This is a genomic window from Methylophaga sp. UBA2513, from assembly GCF_002341285.1.
GTDB lineage: Bacteria > Pseudomonadota > Gammaproteobacteria > Nitrosococcales > Methylophagaceae > Methylophaga > Methylophaga marina.
Genome location: NZ_DDNT01000011.1, coordinates 38,188 through 60,527 on the forward strand (window position 1 = coordinate 38,188; position 22,340 = coordinate 60,527).

The 22,340-nt window shown below is 44.4% G+C and carries 25 protein-coding genes; 10 read left to right on the forward strand and 15 right to left on the reverse strand.

The window, feature by feature from the left end; translation table 11 throughout:
- Positions 1-124 precede the first annotated feature (124 nt).
- Genes cydP through B3V56_RS07505 form a run of 6 tightly spaced genes read left to right on the forward strand, consistent with a single transcriptional unit; the run spans position 125 to position 3,986 of the window.
- Entirely contained in the window at positions 125-307 is a 183-nt protein-coding gene (gene cydP, locus B3V56_RS14745; protein WP_354001267.1) for a cytochrome oxidase putative small subunit CydP, read from the forward strand.
- Positions 304-1,866: a cytochrome ubiquinol oxidase subunit I gene (locus tag B3V56_RS07485; protein WP_286303834.1), complete on the forward strand. Its 1,563-nt coding sequence runs from the start codon at positions 304-306 to the stop codon at positions 1,864-1,866. The genes cydP and B3V56_RS07485 overlap by 4 nt, the downstream gene beginning before the upstream one ends.
- Before the next feature lie 2 nt (positions 1,867-1,868).
- Positions 1,869-3,011: a cytochrome d ubiquinol oxidase subunit II gene (gene cydB, locus B3V56_RS07490; protein ID WP_289281765.1), complete on the forward strand. Its 1,143-nt coding sequence runs from the start codon at positions 1,869-1,871 to the stop codon at positions 3,009-3,011.
- A gap of 9 nt (positions 3,012-3,020) precedes the next feature.
- A complete protein-coding gene (gene cydX / locus B3V56_RS07495; RefSeq protein WP_286303831.1) occupies positions 3,021-3,125 on the forward strand; it encodes a cytochrome bd-I oxidase subunit CydX in 105 nt (34 codons plus the stop codon).
- Entirely contained in the window at positions 3,118-3,396 is a 279-nt protein-coding gene (locus B3V56_RS07500; protein WP_286303830.1) for a cyd operon YbgE family protein, read from the forward strand. Before cydX ends, B3V56_RS07500 begins: the two co-directional genes overlap by 8 nt.
- Entirely contained in the window at positions 3,396-3,986 is a 591-nt protein-coding gene (locus B3V56_RS07505; protein ID WP_289284127.1) for a Tll0287-like domain-containing protein, read from the forward strand. The genes B3V56_RS07500 and B3V56_RS07505 overlap by 1 nt, the downstream gene beginning before the upstream one ends.
- Here B3V56_RS07505 and B3V56_RS07510 read toward each other — a convergent pair.
- The 12 genes from B3V56_RS07510 to B3V56_RS07565 all read right to left on the reverse strand — a co-directional run bounded on the left by B3V56_RS07510 (position 3,973) and on the right by B3V56_RS07565 (position 15,403).
- A complete protein-coding gene (locus tag B3V56_RS07510) occupies positions 3,973-4,173 on the reverse strand; it encodes a winged helix-turn-helix domain-containing protein (protein WP_286303828.1) in 201 nt (66 codons plus the stop codon). The genes B3V56_RS07505 and B3V56_RS07510 overlap by 14 nt on opposite strands.
- A 77-nt stretch (positions 4,174-4,250) precedes the next feature.
- A complete protein-coding gene (locus B3V56_RS07515; protein ID WP_289281763.1) occupies positions 4,251-5,426 on the reverse strand; it encodes a pyridoxal phosphate-dependent aminotransferase in 1,176 nt (391 codons plus the stop codon).
- Positions 5,426-7,564, reverse strand: a complete 2,139-nt coding sequence (gene ovoA, locus B3V56_RS07520) for a 5-histidylcysteine sulfoxide synthase (protein ID WP_289281762.1) — start codon at positions 7,562-7,564, stop codon at positions 5,426-5,428. The genes B3V56_RS07515 and ovoA overlap by 1 nt, the downstream gene beginning before the upstream one ends.
- An 81-nt stretch (positions 7,565-7,645) precedes the next feature.
- Positions 7,646-8,215 carry a class II aldolase/adducin family protein gene (locus tag B3V56_RS07525; RefSeq protein ID WP_286303825.1) on the reverse strand — a complete coding sequence of 190 codons (570 nt, stop codon included), beginning with the start codon at positions 8,213-8,215 and terminating at the stop codon, positions 7,646-7,648.
- The gene (locus B3V56_RS07530) at positions 8,199-9,431 is read right to left on the reverse strand and encodes a tetratricopeptide repeat protein (RefSeq protein WP_289281761.1); all 1,233 of its coding nucleotides are present in this window, start codon (positions 9,429-9,431) and stop codon (positions 8,199-8,201) included. Before B3V56_RS07530 ends, B3V56_RS07525 begins: the two co-directional genes overlap by 17 nt.
- Positions 9,428-10,084 carry an energy transducer TonB gene (locus B3V56_RS07535; RefSeq protein WP_289281760.1) on the reverse strand — a complete coding sequence of 219 codons (657 nt, stop codon included), beginning with the start codon at positions 10,082-10,084 and terminating at the stop codon, positions 9,428-9,430. The genes B3V56_RS07530 and B3V56_RS07535 overlap by 4 nt, the downstream gene beginning before the upstream one ends.
- An 11-nt stretch (positions 10,085-10,095) precedes the next feature.
- Positions 10,096-10,503 (reverse strand): ExbD/TolR family protein, encoded by a 408-nt coding sequence (locus tag B3V56_RS07540; protein WP_286303820.1) that lies wholly within the window; start codon positions 10,501-10,503, stop codon positions 10,096-10,098.
- Between the two features lie 9 nt (positions 10,504-10,512).
- Positions 10,513-11,037, reverse strand: coding sequence for a MotA/TolQ/ExbB proton channel family protein (locus B3V56_RS07545; protein WP_286303819.1), 525 nt, complete (start codon positions 11,035-11,037; stop codon positions 10,513-10,515).
- Complete coding sequence (locus B3V56_RS07550) at positions 11,021-12,373, reverse strand: MotA/TolQ/ExbB proton channel family protein (protein WP_289281759.1); 1,353 nt, start codon at positions 12,371-12,373, stop codon at positions 11,021-11,023. Before B3V56_RS07550 ends, B3V56_RS07545 begins: the two co-directional genes overlap by 17 nt.
- Positions 12,370-13,143: a DUF3450 domain-containing protein gene (locus B3V56_RS07555; protein WP_289284128.1), complete on the reverse strand. Its 774-nt coding sequence runs from the start codon at positions 13,141-13,143 to the stop codon at positions 12,370-12,372. The genes B3V56_RS07550 and B3V56_RS07555 overlap by 4 nt, the downstream gene beginning before the upstream one ends.
- Before the next feature lie 291 nt (positions 13,144-13,434).
- Complete coding sequence (locus B3V56_RS07560; protein ID WP_286303816.1) at positions 13,435-14,070, reverse strand: response regulator; 636 nt, start codon at positions 14,068-14,070, stop codon at positions 13,435-13,437.
- The gene (locus B3V56_RS07565; protein ID WP_289243100.1) at positions 13,964-15,403 is read right to left on the reverse strand and encodes a LapD/MoxY N-terminal periplasmic domain-containing protein; all 1,440 of its coding nucleotides are present in this window, start codon (positions 15,401-15,403) and stop codon (positions 13,964-13,966) included. Before B3V56_RS07565 ends, B3V56_RS07560 begins: the two co-directional genes overlap by 107 nt.
- Positions 15,404-15,475: 72 nt before the next feature.
- On the opposite strand from B3V56_RS07565, the gene hemL reads away from it, so the two are divergent.
- From hemL to B3V56_RS07585, 4 genes are all read left to right on the forward strand, one after another.
- Positions 15,476-16,756 (forward strand): glutamate-1-semialdehyde 2,1-aminomutase, encoded by a 1,281-nt coding sequence (hemL, locus tag B3V56_RS07570; RefSeq protein WP_289243099.1) that lies wholly within the window; start codon positions 15,476-15,478, stop codon positions 16,754-16,756.
- A 102-nt stretch (positions 16,757-16,858) separates the two neighbouring features.
- Positions 16,859-18,307, forward strand: a complete 1,449-nt coding sequence (gene sbcB / locus B3V56_RS07575; protein WP_286303813.1) for an exodeoxyribonuclease I — start codon at positions 16,859-16,861, stop codon at positions 18,305-18,307.
- Between the two features lies 1 nt (position 18,308).
- Entirely contained in the window at positions 18,309-19,820 is a 1,512-nt protein-coding gene (locus B3V56_RS07580; protein ID WP_286303812.1) for a B12-binding domain-containing radical SAM protein, read from the forward strand.
- Positions 19,821-19,865: 45 nt separating this feature from the next.
- Positions 19,866-20,081 (forward strand): DUF1289 domain-containing protein, encoded by a 216-nt coding sequence (locus B3V56_RS07585; RefSeq protein WP_286303811.1) that lies wholly within the window; start codon positions 19,866-19,868, stop codon positions 20,079-20,081.
- Here B3V56_RS07585 and B3V56_RS07590 read toward each other — a convergent pair.
- Genes B3V56_RS07590 through B3V56_RS07600 form a run of 3 tightly spaced genes read right to left on the reverse strand, consistent with a single transcriptional unit; the run spans position 20,074 to position 22,330 of the window.
- Positions 20,074-20,640: a hydrolase gene (locus tag B3V56_RS07590; protein WP_286303810.1), complete on the reverse strand. Its 567-nt coding sequence runs from the start codon at positions 20,638-20,640 to the stop codon at positions 20,074-20,076. The genes B3V56_RS07585 and B3V56_RS07590 overlap by 8 nt on opposite strands.
- Positions 20,641-21,963 (reverse strand): TolC family outer membrane protein, encoded by a 1,323-nt coding sequence (locus tag B3V56_RS07595; protein ID WP_286303809.1) that lies wholly within the window; start codon positions 21,961-21,963, stop codon positions 20,641-20,643.
- Positions 21,964-22,006: 43 nt separating this feature from the next.
- Complete coding sequence (locus B3V56_RS07600) at positions 22,007-22,330, reverse strand: rhodanese-like domain-containing protein (RefSeq protein ID WP_286303808.1); 324 nt, start codon at positions 22,328-22,330, stop codon at positions 22,007-22,009.
- Between the last annotated feature and the right edge of the window lie 10 nt (positions 22,331-22,340).

A 22,340-nucleotide genomic window follows, 5' to 3' on the forward strand; every position in this document is an offset into this window, starting at 1 on the left:
TGATAAGACTGCTTAACAAAATATCTGGCGTATGATTTCCACCTTAAAATTAACTAAGCTGGCAACCTGATTTAACTTAAATTGACTAAGATCATGTTTTCTTAATTAATGTTGTGGTGGAATAGTGGCGAAGAAATTATTCACTGATAGAAAATTGATAATTGAGCTTAGCATTATGTTGGTCTGCAAGCTCGTGTTACTTTTTTTTATTTGGCATTTGTTTTTTAGTAGCGCCCCCGACGACATTGACCATGACGCCGTCGCTGACGTGATTATTAATCACTCTTCAGATGGAGAAGCACCTTGATTTCTGAACACCTAGTCGATCTATCCCGTTTGCAGTTTGCCATCACGGCAATGTATCACTTCATTTTTGTTCCACTTACTCTGGGGCTTTCTTGGATTCTGGTGATCATGGAATCCGTCTATGTTATGACCGGTAAAGAAATCTACCGAGACATGACAAAATTCTGGGGCAAACTCTTCGGTATCAACTTCGCTCTTGGTGTGACGACTGGGCTGACTATGGAATTTCAGTTTGGCACCAACTGGGCCTATTATTCGCACTATGTTGGCGATATATTTGGTGCCCCACTAGCCATTGAGGGCTTGATGGCTTTCATGCTTGAGTCCACCTTTGTAGGTATGTTTTTCCTCGGCTGGGACAGACTCAGCAAACGACAACATTTAACCACCACTTTCCTGGTCGCTCTCGGGTCTAATCTTTCTGCATTATGGATTCTGGTGGCGAATGCCTGGATGCAAAATCCGGTTGGCGCACAATTCAATTATGAAACTATGCGTATGGAACTGACCAGCTTCTCCGAAGTATTTTTCAACCCTGTGGCTCAGGTGAAGTTTATCCATACTGTGGCTGCCGGTTATGTCACTGGTGCCATGTTTGTTCTCAGCATCAGTGCTTACTACTTATTGAGAAAGCGTGACATCGGCTTTGCTCGTCGTAGTTTTGCTGTCGCAGCAGGTTTTGGTGTGGCGGCCATATGTTCAGTCATTCTGCTAGGTGATGAAAGTGGTTATGAAGTAGGTGATGTACAGAAAACAAAATTAGCCGCCATTGAAGCTGAATGGGAAACTGCAGAGCCACCTGCCGCATTTACACTGTTTGGCTTGCCGAATGACGAAACAATGGAAACCGACTATGCGGTTAAGATCCCTTATCTTCTGGGACTGATTGCGACACGCTCAGTCACTGAACCTGTTACGGGTGTTAAAGATCTGGTAGCTGAACATGAAGACCGTGTTCGTAATGGTATGCAAGCCTACGCCTTATTAAAACAATTACGCGAAGGTCCTGTCACAGAAGAAACTAAAGCCGCGTTTGATGAAGTCAAAGATGACTTGGGCTACGGACTACTGTTGAAGAAATATACTAACAACGTCACCGACGCGACAGACGAACAAATTAAAGCGGCAGCACGTGATACTGTGCCACCTGTTGCACCTATGTTCTGGGCGTTCAGAGTCATGGTCGCTTGTGGTTTTGCCATGCTGATTGTGTTCTTTTTGTCTTTCTATCACTGTGCAAAAAGACAAGAGTACAAGAAAAAGTGGTTGCTTCGTCTGGCCATGTTCAGCCTGCCGTTACCATGGATAGCCGCCGAGACAGGTTGGTTTGTAGCTGAATTTGGTCGACAACCCTGGACCATCAGTGGCATTTTACCAACGCATATTTCGACATCGACCTTGTCCGCCGGTGATGTATACAACAGCCTGATAGCGTTAGTTGTCTTTTACACGCTGCTGTTAATTGTTGAGCTTTACCTGATGATCCGGTTCATCAGGCAAGGACCTAGCAGTTTACACACGGGTCGTTACCACCACGAAACATCAGCAGCGAGGAGCTAATCATGGTACTGGATTACGAAACATTAAAATTAATCTGGTGGCTGCTGATGGGAATTCTCCTTATTGGCTTTGCCTTGACTGATGGCTTTGATATGGGCGTAGGAATTTTGCTACCTTTTATCGGCCATACCGATGAAGAGCGCCGTATCATGATTAATACGGTCGGTCCTCACTGGGAAGGAAACCAAGTGTGGTTAGTCACGGCAGGTGGTGCCTTATTCGCTGCATGGCCACTGGTTTATGCCATGGCGTTTTCAGGTTTTTATTTAGCGATGATGCTAACGTTGTTTGCCCTCTTTCTTCGACCTGTAGGGTTTGACTATCGAAGTAAACTGGATGACTCACGCTGGCGTTCCAGCTGGGATTGGGGGTTATTTATCGGCAGCTTTGTCCCGCCACTTATCTTTGGTGTGGCATTCGGTAATTTATTACTGGGTGTACCCTTTTATTTTGACGAAATGATGCGTCCAAACTACACCGGTGGCTTCCTGCAGTTATTGAATCCCTTTGCATTGTTAGCGGGCGTAGTCAGCTTGCTGATGATTGTTATGCATGGATCTGTCTGGTTGCAAATTCGAACATTGGATAGTCTTGAATGGCGAGCCACACAAGTTGCCAAGGCCAGTTCAGTCGCCTTATTAATTGCCTTTGCTTTAGCCGGCTTATGGGTGTCTTTCGGTATTGATGGCTATGTCGTCAGCTCTATGCCTGCGGCAAGTTCAAGCTTCACACCCGACATGAAACAAGTCACCACTCAAGCGGGAGGCTGGTTACTCAATTATCAACAGTATCCATGGATGATGCTGGCGCCCATATTGGCTTTTCTGGGCATGATTGGCGTGTATTTATTTTCTCACTTTTCACGTGCTGGCTGGGCTTTCATCAGCAGTTCCATCACACTGACGGGCATTATCCTGACCGCTGGATTTTCTATGTTCCCATTCATCATGCCATCAAGTGATGCAGTGAATCATAGCCTGACTATGTGGGATGCCACCTCGAGTTTGTTAACATTAAAAATTATGTTTTGGGTGGCGGTAGTCATGGTGCCAATTATTATTTGCTACAGCTTCTGGACCTACCGTCGTATGTGGCGAAGACTCGATGTGAATTTCATTCGTGGTAACCAACATTCAACCTATTAGGAACCTGTTATGTGGTATTTTGCCTGGATACTTGGAATTTTATTAGCTGTGGCATTAGGTATTATCAATGTCATGTGGTTAGAAAACTGCCCAATGGATACGCTGGATGACTGAATCTTGGTTAGATAAAACTATTATTCGTTTGCTTAGCCTGTTAATGGCATTAGGCTTGTCTGCAGCGATATTAGTTTTTCCCAACCGTTTGTTAATGGAAAATGGTAAATCTGATCATGATTTATTAATGCTGTTGCTTGTCGGCATCTGCATTGGGTTTATTCATGGTGTGGGCTTTGCTCCAAAAAGGACTCTATGGCACTTTTTACTCAGCCCTTATCTATGCTGGCCCATAATGCTCTATGGCTACTTTCACATGGCGATCAATTAATGCGTCTGGGTCTTTTTTTTCCTCTCATTATTGCACTGGGTTTCGGCATACCCGCCTATGCAGATAGCGATGAACAAGCGGCTTTCGAGCGTGATGCTCAGGCGGCTATCAAAGATCTATCAACGCATCTGAAAGAAGCATTAATGTCAGCGCTACAGGACGGCGGTCCTGTAGAAGCTATTTCTGTCTGTAAATTGGTCGCACCGACCATCGCTGATGAAATGTCGAAGAAATACAGTCTCGATATTCATCGAACAAGCTTGCGAGTTCGCAACCTTGAGAATGAAGCTGACAGCTGGGAAACAGGTGTTCTACAGAACTTTGAAACGCGCCTAAAAACGGGAGAAGCTATTCAATCTCTGACCTTCATAGAAAAAGTCGATTCTGATTTTGGGTATGACTGGCGTTATATGAAAGCGATCCCAACGGATAAAGTCTGTCTGTCATGTCATGGCAGCAAGATAGCGTTACCTGTTAGCAAAATAATAGACAAGAACTACCCTAATGACATGGCTACCGGCTATAAGATGGGTGATATTCGGGGCGCATTTTCAGTCAAACGCCGTTACTCAAAAATCAACGCAAACTAAGGTATTCGGTACGCCCTTGTTGCTTGATAAGTAGCTTATTCTCTTTAGCTAACCAGCCTACAGCTCGCTGAAACAGCTTTGCCTCAAGCTTGGTCTCTTTGCATATACGTGAAGCTGAGGTCTCACCCTTCGCGTTTAAGAACGTCCATACAACACCTGCCGCTTCACCAATTTCATCATTCATCATCGCTGTAAACTCCGTTTCCTGACTGAATTAATTTGCTTGCTAGTGATTAGGTTCTGACTGCTAGCCAAGATGATGCTTCAGCTTGCACTAATACCATCAATGGCACTAGCGATTCTCTTCATTGCCTGCTGGACAATCTCGAGACGTGTTCCAATATTAAGACGCATAAAACCTCCCCCATTATCACCAAAGACATAACCTGGATTCATACCTACGCCGGCCTGCTCGATAAAGAAACGTTTGAGTGTCTCATTATCCATTCCCAAAGCACGGCAATCGAGCCACAATAAATACGTGCCTTCCGACTCAATCAGCTTGAGCTGAGGGCAATGAGTTTGAAGAAAATCTTCTACCCATTTCTTATTTTTGTAAATATAAATATTTAGCTGGTCTAACCAGTCTTCACCATGACGATAAGCCGCTTCAAACGCGGTGATGCTGAAAGGGTTAGAAGGGCTAATATGCCATTGTTCAAACACCGCTTTTATCGCTTTACGCTGTTGCTTATTACTGACAATCAGTGACGATAAGCCCATACCGGCAATATTGAATGTTTTACTGGGTGCTAATGTAGTGATGACATTATTGGTCTGAGTCAGCGTTGCCAATGCAATATGCTGTTGTTCAGGAAAAATCAGATCAGCATGAATTTCATCAGAGATAATAGTCATCTGATAACGCTCAGCCAGCTCAAGTAACTGTGCTAATTCTTCTTGTGTCCAAACCCGACCAACTGGATTGTGAGGGGAACAAAAAAGTAATGTTTTAGCACCTTGCTGTGCACACTGTTCAAGATGCTCAAAATCAATATAGTAGCGATTATTGTCGAGATAAAGCGGATTTAACACTAACTCCCTGCCACTTTTCTCAACCGATGAAAAAAACGGAAAGTAAACGGGAGGCTGAACAATGACTTTGTCACCAGGCTCTGTGATCGCTTCAATAACGGCATTGATTGAAGGGACAACGCCAGGACACATTATGATCTCGCTTTGCTTTATCTGCCATTGATAACGCTTGGCACTCCAATCAATCAAAGCGTCATACATGGAGTCAGGATGCAGCGTATACCCATAAATTGGATGCTTAGCACGTTCAACGAGCGCCTTTGTCACGGCTTCTGGAGCAGAAAAGTCCATATCCGCCACCCACATCGGAATCACATCACTCCGGCCGAAATAAGCTGCTCTGGCATCAAATTTCAGACTATGACTAAAACTTCGATCTATCTTCTGATCAAAATCTATCGTCATTATTTACGTTTCCAGACCGTCACTTCAGATAAAGTATGTTGGAATTTTCGGCTCGTTTCACGAATAACAAAGGGGATTGCTTCCGGCCCACGAATAAGCTCGAAATGGGGTTCTAAAATCGCCTTCAAACCATCCAGCGTGGTAAAGCTCTCACCATCTTTCTTGAAACCGCCCAACCAATGTGCTTTTTCCGTGTGTTCTTCCAGCCAGGTATAAGGCGAAGCCAGTACCAGCAAGCCATTCTGATTCAACCGTTCATGTACCGTCGCTAAAAATTGTGTCGGTTTGTAGAGTCGGTCAATCAGGTTGGCAGCCAATATCAGGTCATACTCTTTGAATATGGGCTTCAAGTTACAGGCATCACCCTGTAAAAATTCGACCTTAGCAGCTGTGTCTTCTAATCCAAGTTGGTCGAGGCGTCGCTCATTGTAGTGAACTAACTCACCTTCATCAGTGATGGTGTATCGCACCACACCTTGCTCAGCCATTTGCGTGCCGAGATTAATAAGACGTGCTGAAAAATCAACGCCGGTCACTTGTTCGAAATGTTTGGCTAACTCAAAACTCGCTCGACCCACTGAACATCCCAAATCCAGCGCCTTTTTCATTTCTTTGCCCGCCATCATTTCAATAGCAAGCTCAGCCAGTGCTTTAGGGAAATTCGCTACATTGAGGTATTCATCACCATAATGGAATTCTGCATACTGTGACAGCATCGTATCTGTTTCGTAGTTAGAACTGTATTCTTCCAGCTCCGCCTCAGACACGACATAACGGAATCCGGCATGCTGGAAAAAATGTTTACGAAAAGCATAGCGAGAAGCTTTGCGGCTTTCGTTACCGGAGGAAATCCACGATCCGCCTTTAATCAGGTTGTGTCGACCGTCAAAAGTCGGTGTCGTAAAGTCATCGTAGATAGCATGTACTTTAAACTCATCGAATGGATAAATGGGTGTTTCAGTCCATTGCCACACATTACCAATGACATCATACCAATCACCGTGTTTAAAGAAATTCACAGGACAAGATGAAGCCGCATAGTCCAGATGAATATTTGCCGGTGCGAGATCGCTGGTTAATTCTTGCAGTCCAGCCTCATCATAGAGTCGATACCATTCATCTTCGGTTGGAAGACGCACGGATTGGCCTGTTTGCTTTGCCTTCCAATTACAAAACGCTTTTGCTTCGTGATAATTAACATCAACTGGCCAGTCCCATGGCATATCAATGACCTCAGTCATCAAACGACACTGCCAGCCTTGCTTGGTTTCAAGCCAAAAAGTGGGATGCTGTGCCTGGGTAAACTGACGCCATTGCAGACCGTCCTCAGACCAGTATTCATCGGTGTTATAGCCACCATCTTCAACGAACTCTAGGAACTCCTGATTACTGACTAAAAACTTAGCAGCCTGAAAGGTCTCAATTTCTGCTTCGTGTGTGCCATATTCATTATCCCAGCCATAGATAGAATCCGAATATGGTTTACCCAAACTCACTTTTCCAGCAGGCACTTCGACCAGGCTATTCTCAGGTGCTTGGTTTGTTTCTTTGAATGGTTGCCAGGCAGGATGCGGTTTTACCCATTCCAGTCGTTGCTGACGAATAAGAACTGAAGAGGTTTCAAGATGGATCTGCTCATGCTCAATCCCCATCATGATAGACCACCATGGATTTTCCCAATCAATAGGTAGTTTGAGTGGCGCCTGACGAATCACCTTGTTGACCATCGCCTGTACTTTCTTGCGGTAAGCTTTAACCTCTTCAACCGCTGGCCAGTCATAATGATCATCGTTGAGATCATCCCAACTCATTTCATCCACACCCACCGCAAACATCGATTCAAATTTAGGATCAATACGTTTATCAATCAGCCCTGCTAACAGCATTTTATTAACGAAAAAAGTCGCCGTGTGACCAAAATAAAAAATCAATGGGTGACGAAGAGGAATCGACTTCTGAAAGTAGGCTTGATCATCGCTTAAGGTAGCAAACAAAGATTCGTAACGTTCGAAAGTGAAATTAAAGTAATCAGCAATTTCTTGACGTTTCTCTGCTGGGTTACCTTCGTCTAGTACTGGCGTTCTTAAATAAGAACTTTCCATCGAAGCATATTTTTTCAATGCGCTTTCAGCAGTCATATTGCTACCTCATCTCTGTATTTTTATTGTGTCGTTATGACTAATGAACTGTGAATTTGTTGCGAAAATAAGTCACACACTTCAGATTTGTTTAGCTAACCATGCTGTTTTTGCTGACAACTCCAGTGAACATGTCCATTTATAAGCCAAATTTATCGTTTCGGCACAGGCATAGACACCATGGCCACTGACTACTGTCACCTTATACTTTTTTAAAGTCTGCGCAACAGCAGCGGGTGCCTTTTCGACATATTCAGCATAATTGATATGAATAATCGGGACCACTGGAAAGTAGTATTGCCCTTCAAAATCGATGGGTGTAAAACCATCACCAGTTAAGGTCATGGCGACGGCATGAGGTCCATGGCTATGAAATACTGCCCGGGTTTTGTCGTTTTGTTGATAAACAGCAATATGCAGAGGCGCATCCAGAGAAGCGCCTTCCCCGCAGTGGCCATCAAGATGACAACGAACCAAATCATCAGGGCTGAGTGTATCGGCACAACAACCTGTTGGCGTCACCCAGACATCATTATGCCAGCGAAAAGAAGCATTACCACTGTGGGAGTCATTGCATCCGTATTGACGCAACCATTTGTAATGTTGGACCAGTGCCTGTTTTTGCTCATGCAGATCAGGCAGCCGGCTCATCTTTCTTCTCTAACAGACTGTTAATATGTTGCAACCACTGCCCAGCTTGTTTTTTCTGTGCATCAAAAGCCGCCGCTTTTATAAACTGATCCTTTGCCTGCTCTAAATTGTCCAGGTGGTAATAAGCCGTTCCTAACATCAGGTGGGTTTGTCCCAGTTTATTGCCTTTTAATTTATTTATGGCACTGGATAACGTATCTACTACCTTACCCCACTGCTCAGTCCTGATATAGATTTGGCTCAGTTTTAAGTGGCTTTCACCCGTGTTATCCATGGTAATCATGACGTTTAATGTCTCTGCTGCACGCTGATTTTCCCGAGCGGCTAACCAACTGTCAGCTAACTTATTCAGATTGTCATAGTTACGTGGGAGGACTTTTTGTTGCATACCTTGTTCAAGTAGTTGGCCAGCTTTGAATGGCACGGCCAGATAACGGTACATATCTGACAAGTTGACCAGGGTTTTAGGTTCTGTCAGGTCAAGACGTTTAGCCAGCATTTTTACAGCAAGTGAGGTGAACTCTTTATTCTGTTGCATGTATAAAGCAGACAATTGCTCCCAATACACTTTTTTATGCGGATATCGGGTAATCAATACCTCAAGCACATTAATGGCAGATTTATAGTGTTTCAGAGACAAATAAGATGATAGCAATAAGCGGTACCAGTCCTCTTTGGGAGTTTTATCGTTTTTGATGGCGATGTTGATTCTATCCGCTGCTTTTGAAAAGTTTTCTATTTGATAATAGGCACTGGCCAGAAGCACATAGACTGTGTTGTCAGGTTTTTTTTCTGCAGACAGCCATTCTTCCATCAGCGGAATACCTTTTTTATACTGGCCATCCGCAATTAGTAGCTGTGCCAGATTGTAACGTAGTGTGTGCGTTACATCCTTTGGCAAGGCATCCAAGTCCAGCGCGCGCTGAAATGTATCCGTCGCTTTTTTATACTGTTCAAGGGAGGAGTATAAAAAACCCAATGTTTGCAGAACAACGGCTTGCTCATAGCTGCCTTTTTCCACCTTATCGAGCAAGTTATTCAGCTGCTGTTGAGCTTGAGGATAGCTTTCTTTCTCCATCAGCTCTTGAGCCTGATTCAGGGCTTTATATGTGTCTTCGCTAAGTAGAAACTGCTCATCTTTCGTTTCGGCAGCAGAGACAGTCCCTATCCCTAGGACAAACAGCACAATCAATATGGTTAGTAATGGCTTACTCATCGTGACAATTTAAACTCTATTTCCTGAGTGGCCTGACGTTCAACAGCTTGTCCATCCACATACTTAGGTTTGAACTTCCATTTAAGGATCGCTCTCAAAGCCGCATCATTAAACACACTAGCAGGTTCAGCTTTAATAACTTTTGGATCACGTACTCGGCCATCTTTAGTGATGATAAATGTCACCGTGACCACACCTTCAATACCCCGTCTGGAAGCCACGCGAGGATATTTAGGAGGAATACGCACCAGTGGCACCACCTCATTATCTAACATTGGCGCATTATTCGGTGCTGGTGCTGGCGCTGCTTTGGGAGCAGCGGCAAAATCGCCCAGATAAGGCCCGCCTGTAATATTCATGGGCACATCAATGGCAGGAATATCCATCTGTGGCGTAGGTGCATCAGGTTTATCTGCCTGAGTGGCGGCCGGTTCAGGTGGTGGCGGCTCTTCCGGTGGCGGTGGTTTTTTGGGTACTTCTCGCTTTTTGGTTTCGGGTTGAGCTTCTTCTTTTTTCAAACGCACAAAGTCCAGAATCTGGACTTCTTCAATCTCACGTCTATCAATGCTTTTACTATTGGTCATGTGCTCCATTAAATAGAACAGACCAAAGTTCACGACTAATGCCAGAAGGATACCTACTACTAATCTCATCAAGACCGCCGTTAGTCGCGTTCAGCAGCAATAGATACATTGGCCACACCCGCCAACCGGGCCTGGTCCATTACCTCAATTAACAGCCCGGTTTTGGCTTCTTCATCCGCTAAGATGATCACAGAACCTTCTGGATTTTCAGCATGCATTCGCTCAACATTAGCCCTGACAGCACGACGATCAATTTGGCGTTTGTCCATCCAGATTTCGTCATTGGCACGAATCGATATCAGAATATTTGCCCGCTCTTTTTTCACAGCTGTTTTGGCCGAAGGTCGGTTAACGTCTACTCCGGTCTCTTTGACAAAAGAGCTGGTGACAATAAAGAAGATTAATAAGATAAACACCATATCTATCAATGGTGTCATGTTTATTTCAGCGATACCGCCGCTTTGGCGTCGGGAATGTCGGTTTCTCATGTCTATCCTTTACTCTCTACGCAGGGCGTCAGCCACTTTATCGACTTCGCGTTCTGTACGTTGAGTTAACTGCGTGCTGAAATACAAACCAGATAATGCCGTCAAAAGACCGCCCATCGTCGTAATCAGAGCGACAGAAATCCCACCAGCCATGCCTCTGGCATTACCTGTACCGAAAACGGTCATGACATCAAATGTTTGAATCATTCCACCCACTGTGCCCAGTAAGCCCAACATGGGCAAGGCGACGGTGAGTGTGCGAATTGTCATCAAATAACGTTGCAGGGAAATACGACTTTCAGTAATCATGCCTTGACGTATTTGAACAGCAAACCAACTATTTCTGTCCTGACGCTCTTGCCACTCCTGAATTCGCTTTTTCATTTGTTTGGGATGTGTGAACACCACAAACAAATAACGCTCAATAATTAAGGTCCACATTAATACAGACGAAAACAGGATCAACCATAAAACGGTTCCCCCGCTTTCCATCAGTAATTCAATCTGAAAAAGTCCGTCAGACAGATTGGTCATGTTGTTTTTCCGCATTACGAGCAACGATAGCCGCACTTTCTTCATCAAGAATTTGCACTAATCGATTCGACTTGCCTGATAAACCACTGTGAATCAACAATAAAGGAATCGCTACAGCCAGCCCCAGCTCTGTAGTGACCAATGCCTGAGATATACCACCAGACATTAATTTAGGATCACCAGTACCAAATAATGTGATTGATTGGAATGTTTCTATCATGCCTGAAACCGTCCCCAACAAACCAAGCATAGGGGCAATCGCGGCTAGAATAGCTAGTGTAATCAAACCGCGCTCCAACTTAGGCATTTCTCTGAGAATAGCCTCATCCAGTTTTAAAGATAAGGTTTCCACATCATGTGCTAAGCGATCATTGTAAACAGACAAAATTCGTCCCAGCGGATTTTTTTCGCTGACTTCTTTTTGTTTCTGCTGTTTGGCAATGCCATGACCATCTTTGGTCAGCGATAAAAACTGGATGAGTGCGATAATGAGGCCAATAGCACCAAGCACTAAAATGATGTAGCCAATCCAGCCACCTTGTTGAATACGTTCTTTCAGAGTGGGTGTCTGCACTAACAAGGCCATGATCGCACCACGGGTGGGATCAACAACGGTTGGCATTAACTCACCTGCTTGTGCCTCTTCAAACTCAGATACGACGTTTCTGAAGCGATCCACAGGTTGCCTTGCCAGCTCAACTAAATTGCCGGTCTCAGACAGGTATCTTAGGAAAGTCCCATCAGAAAAAGCCGTAAAGACACCAATGCGAGTGACGTCTTTATCTTCAACATCACCGGTGGTTGTAATAACGGGGGTGGTAAATTTTTCGACTTTGCCCGAAGCCGTCATTTCTTCTTGCAGTGTTAACCACAACTGGCGTAGCTCTTCTATCGTCGGTTGTTGTTTGCTTTCACTCAAGTTATTGAGAAAGTCTACCCTTTCAGGATGTTGAACGTTGGTCATTGAACTTTCCAGGACACCACGACTGTCATTAGCAACCTGTCTGACTGTCCCAAATAATTCACCCAGTGAACCTGATTTTTCATCAAGTAAGTTCTGTTGTTCAGCTAAACGTTGTTCTTGTTCATTAAAAGTGGTGTTGAGCTGTTCGGTACGATTTTCTTGTGCGGCTAACTCTCTTTTGGCTTCCGCCAAAAGATTAGCTTGTTCACTATGTGCTTGGGCAAATTCTGCTTCACGCCGTTGATTTTGCTGCTGCTCAAGCACACGTTCCCGTTTTACCTGTTCTAATAACTGATCCAGGTTAGCAGGTTTATCAGCCGCAAAGGCGGGTAGACAAATGCTGAGTAGTAAAAGAGAAATTAGCTGTTTCATTGTTTCTCTCCTACTGCTTTGACAGGTAATACCATCAGGTCTGGTGGCGACTGCTTTCTCGCCACTTTCAAGCCATCATTGATGGCCTTGATATAATCGTCAGATAAAGTAATCCATTGTTTATCCTCTTTGTCCCACATACCTGCTTCTTTTCCATCCAGTGAGAGGTAATATAGGTTGACGCGACCAATTCTTAAAAAATCGACTGTCTTTTTCGTTTCACCTTCAAGCAGATCGGCTTGGTAGGCTTCAATAGTGCGGCCATATTCCGTTTCAACCTGGTAGGCTTCCATGATGCGGCGATATTTTTCTGCCAAGGATACATCTGCGCGTCCCATCATGGCATTAAGAGCCGCTAAACGTGTTTGCCGTTCCTGCTGTAGAAAAGGGATATCAAGCTCGACGAATTGAGTCAGCACATCTACCATTTTCAGCATTAGCGGGACAATATCATGCTGAGTTGTTTCAATATTATCGAGCTGCTCAGAAATTGAAGCCATTTCTTGTTGTTGAGAGTCAACGAGGGCCTCGAGCTGATCATTGTAGGATTTGAGGCTTTGAGTTTGTCGTAATACATCACGATACTCTGCCAACATATCCGTGGTTTCATCAGACAAATTATCAATCTTTTCTTGAGACTTTTGTGCCGCGATATCGGTATTGACCTGAGTATCAATCGCCTCATCTAAGGCGCCAGCATTGGCCAGAAAAGGCAATGCTATAAGAATACTCAACTGCCAACCACATTTGATGGTTTGCTTGAGGTGCATAAATTCCAAATCCCTTATTTGCCGCTTAACGGCAGTAAACGAAAGAGGAATATTAACAAGAGAATGGAAAGTGGGGAAAGCTCTCTGTAAAATTACAGGCAAAAAAAAGCCAGATACAAATTGTATCTGGCGAAACCTTCATAGAAGGAGAGAGAAATATAAGACTATAGAAGCTGAAATTTCTATAAACTTGAGATACATAATACAAATCGCCCGACGTTTGCAAATGAGCGACTTATCCTAATAACTCGGGAAATTATTCCTATTCCTCTTTCCTTCAATATCAATTATTTACGATGCAATGCCATGACTTATCGCAAAGCGCATCAGCTCTGCGGTTTTACTGATATCTAGCTTACTTTTAATTTGCGTCAGGTTATTGGCAACCGTTTTATAACTAATTCCTAACACTTCAGAAATCTCAGTCATACTCTTGCCCTCACCTAACAATCGTAATATTTCCAACTCACGACGCGACAAATCACTTAGAGCACTCGTACCAGCATCTATATTCAACATGGCTAACTGTTGAGCCATATCCGGACTTAAATAAATTTTACCATCAAGTACTTTACTCACCGCTTCCACTAAGTGATCCGCGGCATTATTCTTGGTGATATATCCTCTGGCACCAGACTGCATCGCACGCGAGGCAAAGACGGGGTCTTCGTGCATACTGAACATCAACACTTTCGCATCTTCACGGTTAGCCCTGATACGTCTTAATACTTCCAGACCACCGACACCTGGTAGTGTAATATCCAGCAACACCATATCAGGCTGAGACTCCTGAAAAAGGCGGTACCCTTCTTCGCCTGTTTCAGCTTCGAGAACTGTAGCCGAGGGAATTTGTTGAATCAGTTGACGACAACCTGCTCTGACTATCGGATGATCGTCCACCACCAAAATTGTTAATGCCTGTTTCATTTTTTGTTTCACCCTTTAATGGAATCAACACTCGGACCTGTAAACCACGTCCTTCTTCCGTATCAAACGCTATACGACCACCGAGTGCTGACACCCTTTCTCGCATACCAATTAAACCAAACCCTTTCACCAAGTTAGCATCCAGACCTTTTCCGTCATCCGTCACAGCGACTTTAATTGTCTCAGCTTCCCGGCGTACTTCAACTTTTACATGACTGGCATGGGCATGACGTACGCAGTTGGTCGTACATTCCTGCACCAGACGGTAAATCGTGACCTGTAAGGTATCAGGTAAGGATTCAAATTCACCGACAAAATCCCATTCCCAGTCAATCTCTGGCTGGCGCTCACGCCAGTTATGCAACATATCTCTTAATGCTTCGGTTAGCCCTAAATCATCCAATGTCATAGGACGCAATCGACTTAGCATTTTTCTCACAAGAGATTGAATATGATTAGTGATGGTCTTGACTGACCCCACTTTCTCTTCAATCTCGATCAAATGATTTTCGCCAGCAATTCGTTCAATTTCACCTAAATCAACGCGAATCCCGAATAAACATGGCGCTAACTCATCATGTAGTTCTCTTGCCAGATCGCGCTGCTGGGATTCCTGCAAGCTGAGCATATTACCCGCAAGCGCATGGTTTTCGACCATCGTCTTTTCTAGCACGCTGGCCATATGGTTAAAACGAATCTGGATAGGATTAAGCTCTTTTACGGCAGAAGTATCAACACGAGCTGTAAAGTCACCCTGTTCAAGATGGCCTAAGGCATCAGACAATTGCGACAATGGCCGTAAGCCTTGACGCAGAGCGAGATAAATCAGACTCAAGATCAGTAATAAGAAGAATACACCCAGCCAGAATAACGTTTGAATATCCTGCCAGACCTCCGTGACTTCATCGCTGGGATCGGCTTCAACCACCAAATAACCATAGGATTTACTGCCTTTGGTAATAAGGCGTCTAAAGGCCACGGCCTCAGGCTCCATCATACGAATGAACCAGTCCGGTGCATCAGGTTTATTAAAAAAGCCGGTTTGATCTTCCTGACCAATTAGCGGTTGGCCATGCATATCTTCAAACCAGGCTCGTATATGGCGGGTATGTCTGACACTATCGACAATCAATGTCAGTCGCTCACTCAGATCATTAGAAAAACGTAATGTCGGAAGCGCATTTACCAGCAAACCTTTCGCTAATTGCGTACTGGAGGCCATTTCTTGAGCAAGCGCTAATCTGGCGTTTTGCACCATGAAATAGCCGGCGGCAGCAAAGTTAATCAGCAAAATGATGCTGACTATAATCAGTAATCGTAGTTTTAAACTCATGATCATCAGTACAATAGATGAGATAAGTTTAGAATTATCGCACAGTTACAACGGAGACGATTAGGAAACAGCATGCAAAATAACCACGATTTGTTCCAAAAAGCCCAAAAACATATCCCAGGTGGCGTCAACTCGCCGGTTCGCGCATTTAAAGGTGTAGGCGGTGATCCCGTGTTTTTCCGCGAGGGAAAAGGCGCATGGCTAACAGATGCGACAGGCAAAAAGTATGTTGACTACATTGGTTCTTGGGGACCTATGATTGTCGGTCATGCACATCAGGAAGTACTTGATGCTGTCAAAGAGGCGGTAAATCATGGTTTAGGTTTCGGTGCCCCAACAGAAATCGAAACAACGATGGCTGACTTGGTATGTGAGATAGTACCTTCAATGGAATTAGTCCGTATGGTCAGCTCTGGTACTGAAGCGACAATGAGTGCTATTCGCTTAGCTCGTGGCTATACCGGCCGTGACAAAATCGTCAAGTTTGAAGGCTGTTATCACGGTCATGCTGACTCCCTACTAGTGAAAGCCGGTTCTGGTGCGTTAACTTTAGGTGTTCCTTCTTCTGCCGGCGTCCCTGCGTCATTGGCAGAACATACCCTGACTTTGCGTTATAACGATCTGGAGTCTGTCAAAGCCTGCTTTGAAGAGGCCGGTGATCAGATTGCCTGTATTATCATCGAGCCTGTTGCCGGTAATATGAATTGTATTCCACCCGTGCCTGGATTCCTTGAAGGGCTGCGCGCCATTTGCGATGAGTACGGTACTGTATTGATTTTTGACGAAGTGATGACTGGATTCCGTGTTGCCTTGGGTGGCGCGCAAGCCCATTACAATGTCACTCCAGATTTAACGACATTTGGCAAAATTATCGGTGGTGGTTTACCCGTTGGCGCCTTTGGTGGCAAACGAGAAGTCATGGAGCACATAGCTCCATTGGGACCTGTTTACCAGGCAGGAACCTTATCCGGTAATCCCATCGCCATGGCAGCGGGCCTGACCACATTAAAACTCATTCAGCAATCAGGCTTTCATGCCGCGTTAACCAGCACCACTGAAACGCTAGTCTCAGGTTTGCAGGAACTGGCTGATAAAGCCGGCATTCCAATGACAACGAATCAGGTCGGCGGTATGTTTGGCCTGTTCTTTACCGAAGATAGTGAGGTGAATTTTTACGAACAGGTCGTGGCCTGTGATCAAGAGCGTTTCAAACACTTCTTCCATTTGATGCTTGATAACGGCGTGTATCTGGCACCATCAGCATTTGAAGCAGGTTTTGTCTCTGCGGCCCATGGTCAGCAAGAAATTGAACATACCTTATCTGCAGCAAAAACCGCATTCGCCGCTTTGTAATCGGCAATCAGTGATAAAGCCATACATCGCTCACTGGTGTATGGCTTTTTACGTTAAGATGGCTTCACATCACCGGAATCAACCTAAGATATTGAATTAATTATGAATACGCTTTACTGGCATGACTATGAAACTTCTGGCACAGATCCCCGTTATGACAGACCTTTGCAGTTTGCCGGTATTCGCACCGATGAAGATCTCAATATCATTGGCGAACCGTTGATGATTTATTGCAAACCCGCCAACGATTTTTTACCTCATCCACAAGCATCTCTAATCACCGGCATTACACCACAAAAAGCGGAAAAAGAAGGCTTGACTGAGGCCGAGTTTATGGCGCGTATACATGCTGAACTGGCAGAGCCAGGCACCTGCGGTGTGGGTTATAACAGTTTACGGTTTGATGATGAGTTCACCCGCTTTAGTTTGTTTCGTAATTTTTATGATGCTTATGCCCGTGAATGGCAGAACGGTAATTCTCGCTGGGATATTATCGACATGGTCAGGCTGACTCGGGCACTCAGACCGGAAGGCATCAACTGGCCTGATCGCGAAGACGGCAAACCCAGTTTTCGATTAGAGCATTTAACCGCAGCCAATAATATTGAACAAATTGGTGCTCATGATGCCCTAGTAGACGTTTATGCCACCATAGAAATTGCTAAGCTCATTAAAAATGCACAACCCAAATTATTTGATTATGTTTATCAGAATCGTCGCAAAAATGCGGTTGCCCCCCTACTGAACATCCGTGAGCGCACGCCTGTCATTCATGTATCTAGAATGTATCCCAGTGAGTATTGCGGCGCGGCAATGGTGGTACCTTTAGCAAAAGATCCGACCAATCCTAATGGCGTTATTGTCTACGACTGTCGCTACGATCCTACCGATTTAATAGAGCTTGATGCTGAGACCTTACAACAACGTTTATTCACCCCTTCGGCTGAGTTGGCTATCGGCGTGGAGCGTCCTGCACTGAAAACAATACATATCAATAAATGCCCGGTGGTGGTACCGGTAGCCACGTTAAATGATGCTGCAGCCCAGCGCTTGCATATTGATCGTGCTCAACATCAAAAACACATGGATATGCTTAATGCAGCTGGTGATTTAACAGAAAAACTCTCGCAAATATTCAGCCCTAAACCATTTGATCCCGTATCCGATCCTGATGCCAGTCTCTATAGCGGTGGTTTTTTCAGTGATAATGACAAACGCAAAATGGAGATAATTCGTTCAGCTGAACCTGATATGTTAAAGACCTTATCTATTCCGTTTGAAGATCCACGCCTGGCGGAAATGTTATTTCGCTATCGTGCACGAAACTGGCCTGAGTCATTGAGCTCGGATGAGCAAGAACAATGGCTGCAGTACCGTCAACAACGTTTGGCAGATGATACAGCCAGCCCTATTCTGAATTTTTCAGCGTTTTATGCCGCTCTGGCCGAGGCCAGACAACAAGATTTATCTGAAAAACAGCAAACGGTTCTCACCGACTTAGCTCATTACAGTGCGCAATTAGCCGCTGAGTTGGGTTATCAGACAACATAATATGACTCAGCAATACGACATCCTGCTTACCACGCTTAATGCCCGCTATATGCACTCTGCATTTGGGTTGAGGTATTTACTTGCCAACTTGGAAGAACTTGAATCAAAAACCAAAGTGATCGAGTTCACTATTCAGGAACAAACACTCAATATTGCTGAGCACCTGTTGCAGCATCAGCCTAAAATTATTGGCTTTAGTGTATATATATGGAATATTCGTGAAATCAGTGACATTGTTACCGTCATTAAACAAATATCACCCGACACCGTTATCGTGCTTGGTGGGCCGGAAGTCGGCCATTACCCGGATGTACCAGATATCTGTGAGTTAGCTGATTTTGTGATCAGTGGTCCGGGTGAAAAAAGCTTTCGTGAGCTGTGCCGCCAAATTTTAGATAAAGCACGGCCTGAAACAAAATATATTGATGGTATCGCTACTGAGTTAGCTGAATTACAACTGCCCTACCACCTCTACAATGAAGAGGACATTCGTAACCGACTGATTTATGTCGAAGCATCACGCGGCTGTCCGTTTAAGTGTGAGTTTTGTTTGTCGGCCTTAGATAAAACAGCAACCGCCTTCCCGCTGGAATCATTCCTGGCTGAAATGGATGCCTTATGGCAACGCGGCGTGCGTAACTTTAAATTCATCGATCGGACCTTTAACCTCAAGGTCTCCACCAGCATTCGCATTCTGGAGTTTTTTCTGGAGCGTATGACAGATGATTTATACCTTCACTTTGAAGTCGTGCCTGATAATCTACCTGATAAATTAAAAGAGGTATTAACGCGCTTTCCCCCACAAAGCCTACAATTTGAGATTGGTATTCAGACATTTGATAGTGATATCCAAACACTGATCAGCCGCAAACAAAACAATGATAAGACTCGCGAAAATATCCGCTGGCTACGCGAACATACTGGTGCTCATTTACATACCGATCTGATTTTTGGCTTGCCCAGTGACACATTAGATAATTTCGCTGACAGCTTTAATCAACTAGTCTCACTCAATCCCCATGAAATTCAACTAGGCATTCTCAAACGCTTAAGGGGCGCACCACTCAACCGTCACAATGATAACTATGCCTTAAACTATAACCCGCAAGCACCCTATAATATTTTATCTACTAACACCGTCGACTTTATGACGATGCAACGGGTCAATCGCTTTGCTCGCTTTTGGGATATGATTGGCAACTCAGGTCGCTTTATTAATACGTTGCCATTGATACTTGCTGATGATGCCTTTGCTCGCTTTATGCTGGTGTCAGACAGACTTTTCGAGATTAGTGGCAGTACGTGGAAAATTGCACTCAAACGTCTGTTTGAATTGTTATTTGTTGTACTCACTGAAGATTTAGCGATCGATGAGTATACGGTTAAGAACCAATTAAAGCTCGATTATGCTCGCGCGGGCGTCAAGGGTGTTCCGGATTATGAGAACTTGCCTAGCATTAATAAGCCGGCCAAAGCAGGTATTGCCAATAAACGCCAGCGTTATCATGCATGAAAGGCTTACTGACCGCTTTTCGAGTCAATAATATAGATTCCAACTATGGCTAAACAATCTACATCATCCAAAAACGTTATTCCGAGTCCATGCTTGCGGAAATGCTGCCTGGATGAGCGAGATGTCTGTTTAGGGTGCTTTCGTAAAATCGATGAAATTACTGGCTGGTCTGCCATGAATAATAATGAAAGACTAAAAACATTAGACCTTTGCCAGCAGCGAAGAAAACTACGTCTGGCACAAAAACGAAAAGCTAGATAATCAACTTAGACAGTGTTTTAAACTCGGGATGCTTTGCATCACCAAGGCATTCAAATAGCAGTGACTCAACATTGGTGATGATGGCCCCAGCCTCCCGCAGACGACTTAAGGCATTTTGATGTTTTTCCTTATGACGTGAGCACACTGCCTCTTCAATCACAAACACTTCATAGCCTTGCTTTAATAAGTCTAAAGCTGTTTGCAAAATACAAATATGGGTTTCCATACCCGTTAAGAATACCTGCTGGCATTGCGAGCTCTTTAGGGTCTCAACGAACGCGTCAACCTGCCAGGCTGAGAATGCTGTTTTCTCATGTATCGGCGTGTTGCCAGGTAATAGAGCCTGTATATCAGAGTTTGTATGGCCTAAGCCCTTCGGATACTGCTCGGTGACGACCACGGGCAGTGTTAATGCATCAGCCGCTTTGAGCAAGGTCATCACTGACTTCTGAACGTGTTCTTGTTGCTTTTGTGGCATCGCTGACAATAGCCGATCTTGAATATCGACTACTATCAGCATACCCTTCCCTGCATTAGCTTTGGTGAGTTTCTGACTCACTTATGACGTCCCTTTTCCTAGCCAGTTATTTATATCGACTAAATCATTCACGCTTAAAATACCTGCCGCTTGTTTTAGGCGTAGCGTATCTAAAATGTAGTCATAGCGAGAACGGGCATAATCACGTTTTGCACTGAACAGATTACGACGCGCATTCAGTACGTCTACCGTTGTCCGTGTGCCAACATCGTATCCTGCTTCGGTTGACTCCAGGGCTTTTTCATTCGAAACCACCGCTTGTTTAAGCGCTTTAACACGGCTGATGCCCGACATCACACCATTGTATGACTCGCGAGTTTGACGTGTCACCGCTCGACGCTGCTGTTCTTCAACTTGCATTGTCTCATCTAGACGATGGCCTGCTTCACGCGTTCTGGAAGAAACTGCACCACCAGAATAGATGGGTAGATTAAACTCAAGACCTATCGTTTCATTGCTAGCATTACTGCGACCGTTAATACCATCACTATCAGAGTTATAATTCTTCTGAGCCACAATACCTAATGAAGGGTAGTGACCACTACGTTGCAGTTCAATGGTTTGTTTTGCAGCTTCAACATTAATATTGGCGAGTAATAATGATGGGTTCTGTGAAATCGCTGTATCACTCCAGGCATCAATATTGGCTGGCTCGGGTTTGACCAGCGGCGACTCACCGTATAAACCAACCAAGTCATCAATATATCTGCCAGCCGTCTCACGAAGTTGCTCTTGAGCATTAGCCAGATCGTTTTGCGCCTGAATCACTCGGGCATTGGCCAGATCATAAGCCGCTTGTGACTCCGTGATATCAGTGATCGTTGCCATGCCAACATCAAAACGCTGCTGCATTTGTTCTAATTGTTTGGAGATCGCTTCACGTTCAGCCAGCGCAAAAGTGAGATCGTCCTGAGCACCCAAGACACCAAAATAACGCTCAGCTACACGTAACGTTAGCGCTTGCTCAGCGACTACGTAACTGGCATCAGCCCCTTTCATCGCGATTTCAGCTTGCGTTTTCTGAACAAAATTCTCACGTTTATACACTGACTGATTCAGACTCAATGTATAACCATGACTGGTATAGTCCGTTTTACCTGCAAATAGACGGGATGATGAATCCAGCCAGGTTTTATTTTGATTCGCCGTTAATCCTACTTGTGGCAAAAAGTTAGCAATTGCCTGATCATCTAATTCTCCAACGGCCTGACGAGAGGCGGCCTCAGCCAGCAATTGAGGGTCACTGTTGAGGGAGAGTTTATATACATCTAGTAAATCTTCAGCCCACACTACACCTGAAAATAATGTTGAGGCTATCAATGCGCTTAACGCAAATTTTTTCATTTTCCTTCCTTAGGAGTCATTCAATTAAATGGTATTCAATTGACTAATAAGTCGACATTGAATTATCAACATCTACAGCCCAGCTGTTCATGCCACCTTCAAGATTAATCACATCATTAAAGCCAACATGTTCGAGAAACTGACCTACTTGAGCACTTCGCTTGCCACTTCGACAAATAATAGCCACTGTTTTATCTTGATAAGAGCCTAACTCTTCGAGGCGTGATGGAATCTCATTCATAGGAATATGTATTGCCCCTTCAATCATTCCATGTATTAGCTCATGACTCTCTCTGACATCAATCATGACAGGAGGGACATCACTTAGTAATAAGGTGCTAAATTCAGTGGGGGTCATGTGTTTCATATTGTTACTC

Bases quoted from the DNA above. Each gene is read 5' to 3' on its own strand.
- ovoA (WP_289281762.1), bottom strand. From the start codon at position 7,564: ATGACTGCTGAAAGCGCATTGAAAAAATATGCTTCGATGGAAAGTTCT.
- cydB (WP_289281765.1), top strand. From the start codon at position 1,869: ATGGTACTGGATTACGAAACATTAAAATTAATCTGGTGGCTGCTGATG.
- B3V56_RS07595 (WP_286303809.1), bottom strand. From the start codon at position 21,963: ATGAAAAAATTTGCGTTAAGCGCATTGATAGCCTCAACATTATTTTCA.
- B3V56_RS07500 (WP_286303830.1), top strand. From the start codon at position 3,118: ATGACTGAATCTTGGTTAGATAAAACTATTATTCGTTTGCTTAGCCTG.
- B3V56_RS07545 (WP_286303819.1), bottom strand. From the start codon at position 11,037: ATGACCAATCTGTCTGACGGACTTTTTCAGATTGAATTACTGATGGAA.
- B3V56_RS07585 (WP_286303811.1), top strand. From the start codon at position 19,866: ATGGCTAAACAATCTACATCATCCAAAAACGTTATTCCGAGTCCATGC.
- B3V56_RS07510 (WP_286303828.1), bottom strand. From the start codon at position 4,173: ATGATGAATGATGAAATTGGTGAAGCGGCAGGTGTTGTATGGACGTTC.
- B3V56_RS07560 (WP_286303816.1), bottom strand. From the start codon at position 14,070: ATGAAACAGGCATTAACAATTTTGGTGGTGGACGATCATCCGATAGTC.
- B3V56_RS07550 (WP_289281759.1), bottom strand. From the start codon at position 12,373: ATGAAACAGCTAATTTCTCTTTTACTACTCAGCATTTGTCTACCCGCC.
- hemL (WP_289243099.1), top strand. From the start codon at position 15,476: ATGCAAAATAACCACGATTTGTTCCAAAAAGCCCAAAAACATATCCCA.
- B3V56_RS07540 (WP_286303820.1), bottom strand. From the start codon at position 10,503: ATGAGAAACCGACATTCCCGACGCCAAAGCGGCGGTATCGCTGAAATA.
- B3V56_RS07535 (WP_289281760.1), bottom strand. From the start codon at position 10,084: ATGAGATTAGTAGTAGGTATCCTTCTGGCATTAGTCGTGAACTTTGGT.
- B3V56_RS07525 (WP_286303825.1), bottom strand. From the start codon at position 8,215: ATGAGCCGGCTGCCTGATCTGCATGAGCAAAAACAGGCACTGGTCCAA.
- B3V56_RS07600 (WP_286303808.1), bottom strand. From the start codon at position 22,330: ATGAAACACATGACCCCCACTGAATTTAGCACCTTATTACTAAGTGAT.
- B3V56_RS07555 (WP_289284128.1), bottom strand. From the start codon at position 13,143: ATGCACCTCAAGCAAACCATCAAATGTGGTTGGCAGTTGAGTATTCTT.
- B3V56_RS07530 (WP_289281761.1), bottom strand. From the start codon at position 9,431: ATGAGTAAGCCATTACTAACCATATTGATTGTGCTGTTTGTCCTAGGG.
- B3V56_RS07580 (WP_286303812.1), top strand. From the start codon at position 18,309: ATGACTCAGCAATACGACATCCTGCTTACCACGCTTAATGCCCGCTAT.
- B3V56_RS07505 (WP_289284127.1), top strand. From the start codon at position 3,396: ATGCGTCTGGGTCTTTTTTTTCCTCTCATTATTGCACTGGGTTTCGGC.
- cydX (WP_286303831.1), top strand. From the start codon at position 3,021: ATGTGGTATTTTGCCTGGATACTTGGAATTTTATTAGCTGTGGCATTA.
- B3V56_RS07515 (WP_289281763.1), bottom strand. From the start codon at position 5,426: ATGACGATAGATTTTGATCAGAAGATAGATCGAAGTTTTAGTCATAGT.
- sbcB (WP_286303813.1), top strand. From the start codon at position 16,859: ATGAATACGCTTTACTGGCATGACTATGAAACTTCTGGCACAGATCCC.
- B3V56_RS07565 (WP_289243100.1), bottom strand. From the start codon at position 15,403: ATGAGTTTAAAACTACGATTACTGATTATAGTCAGCATCATTTTGCTG.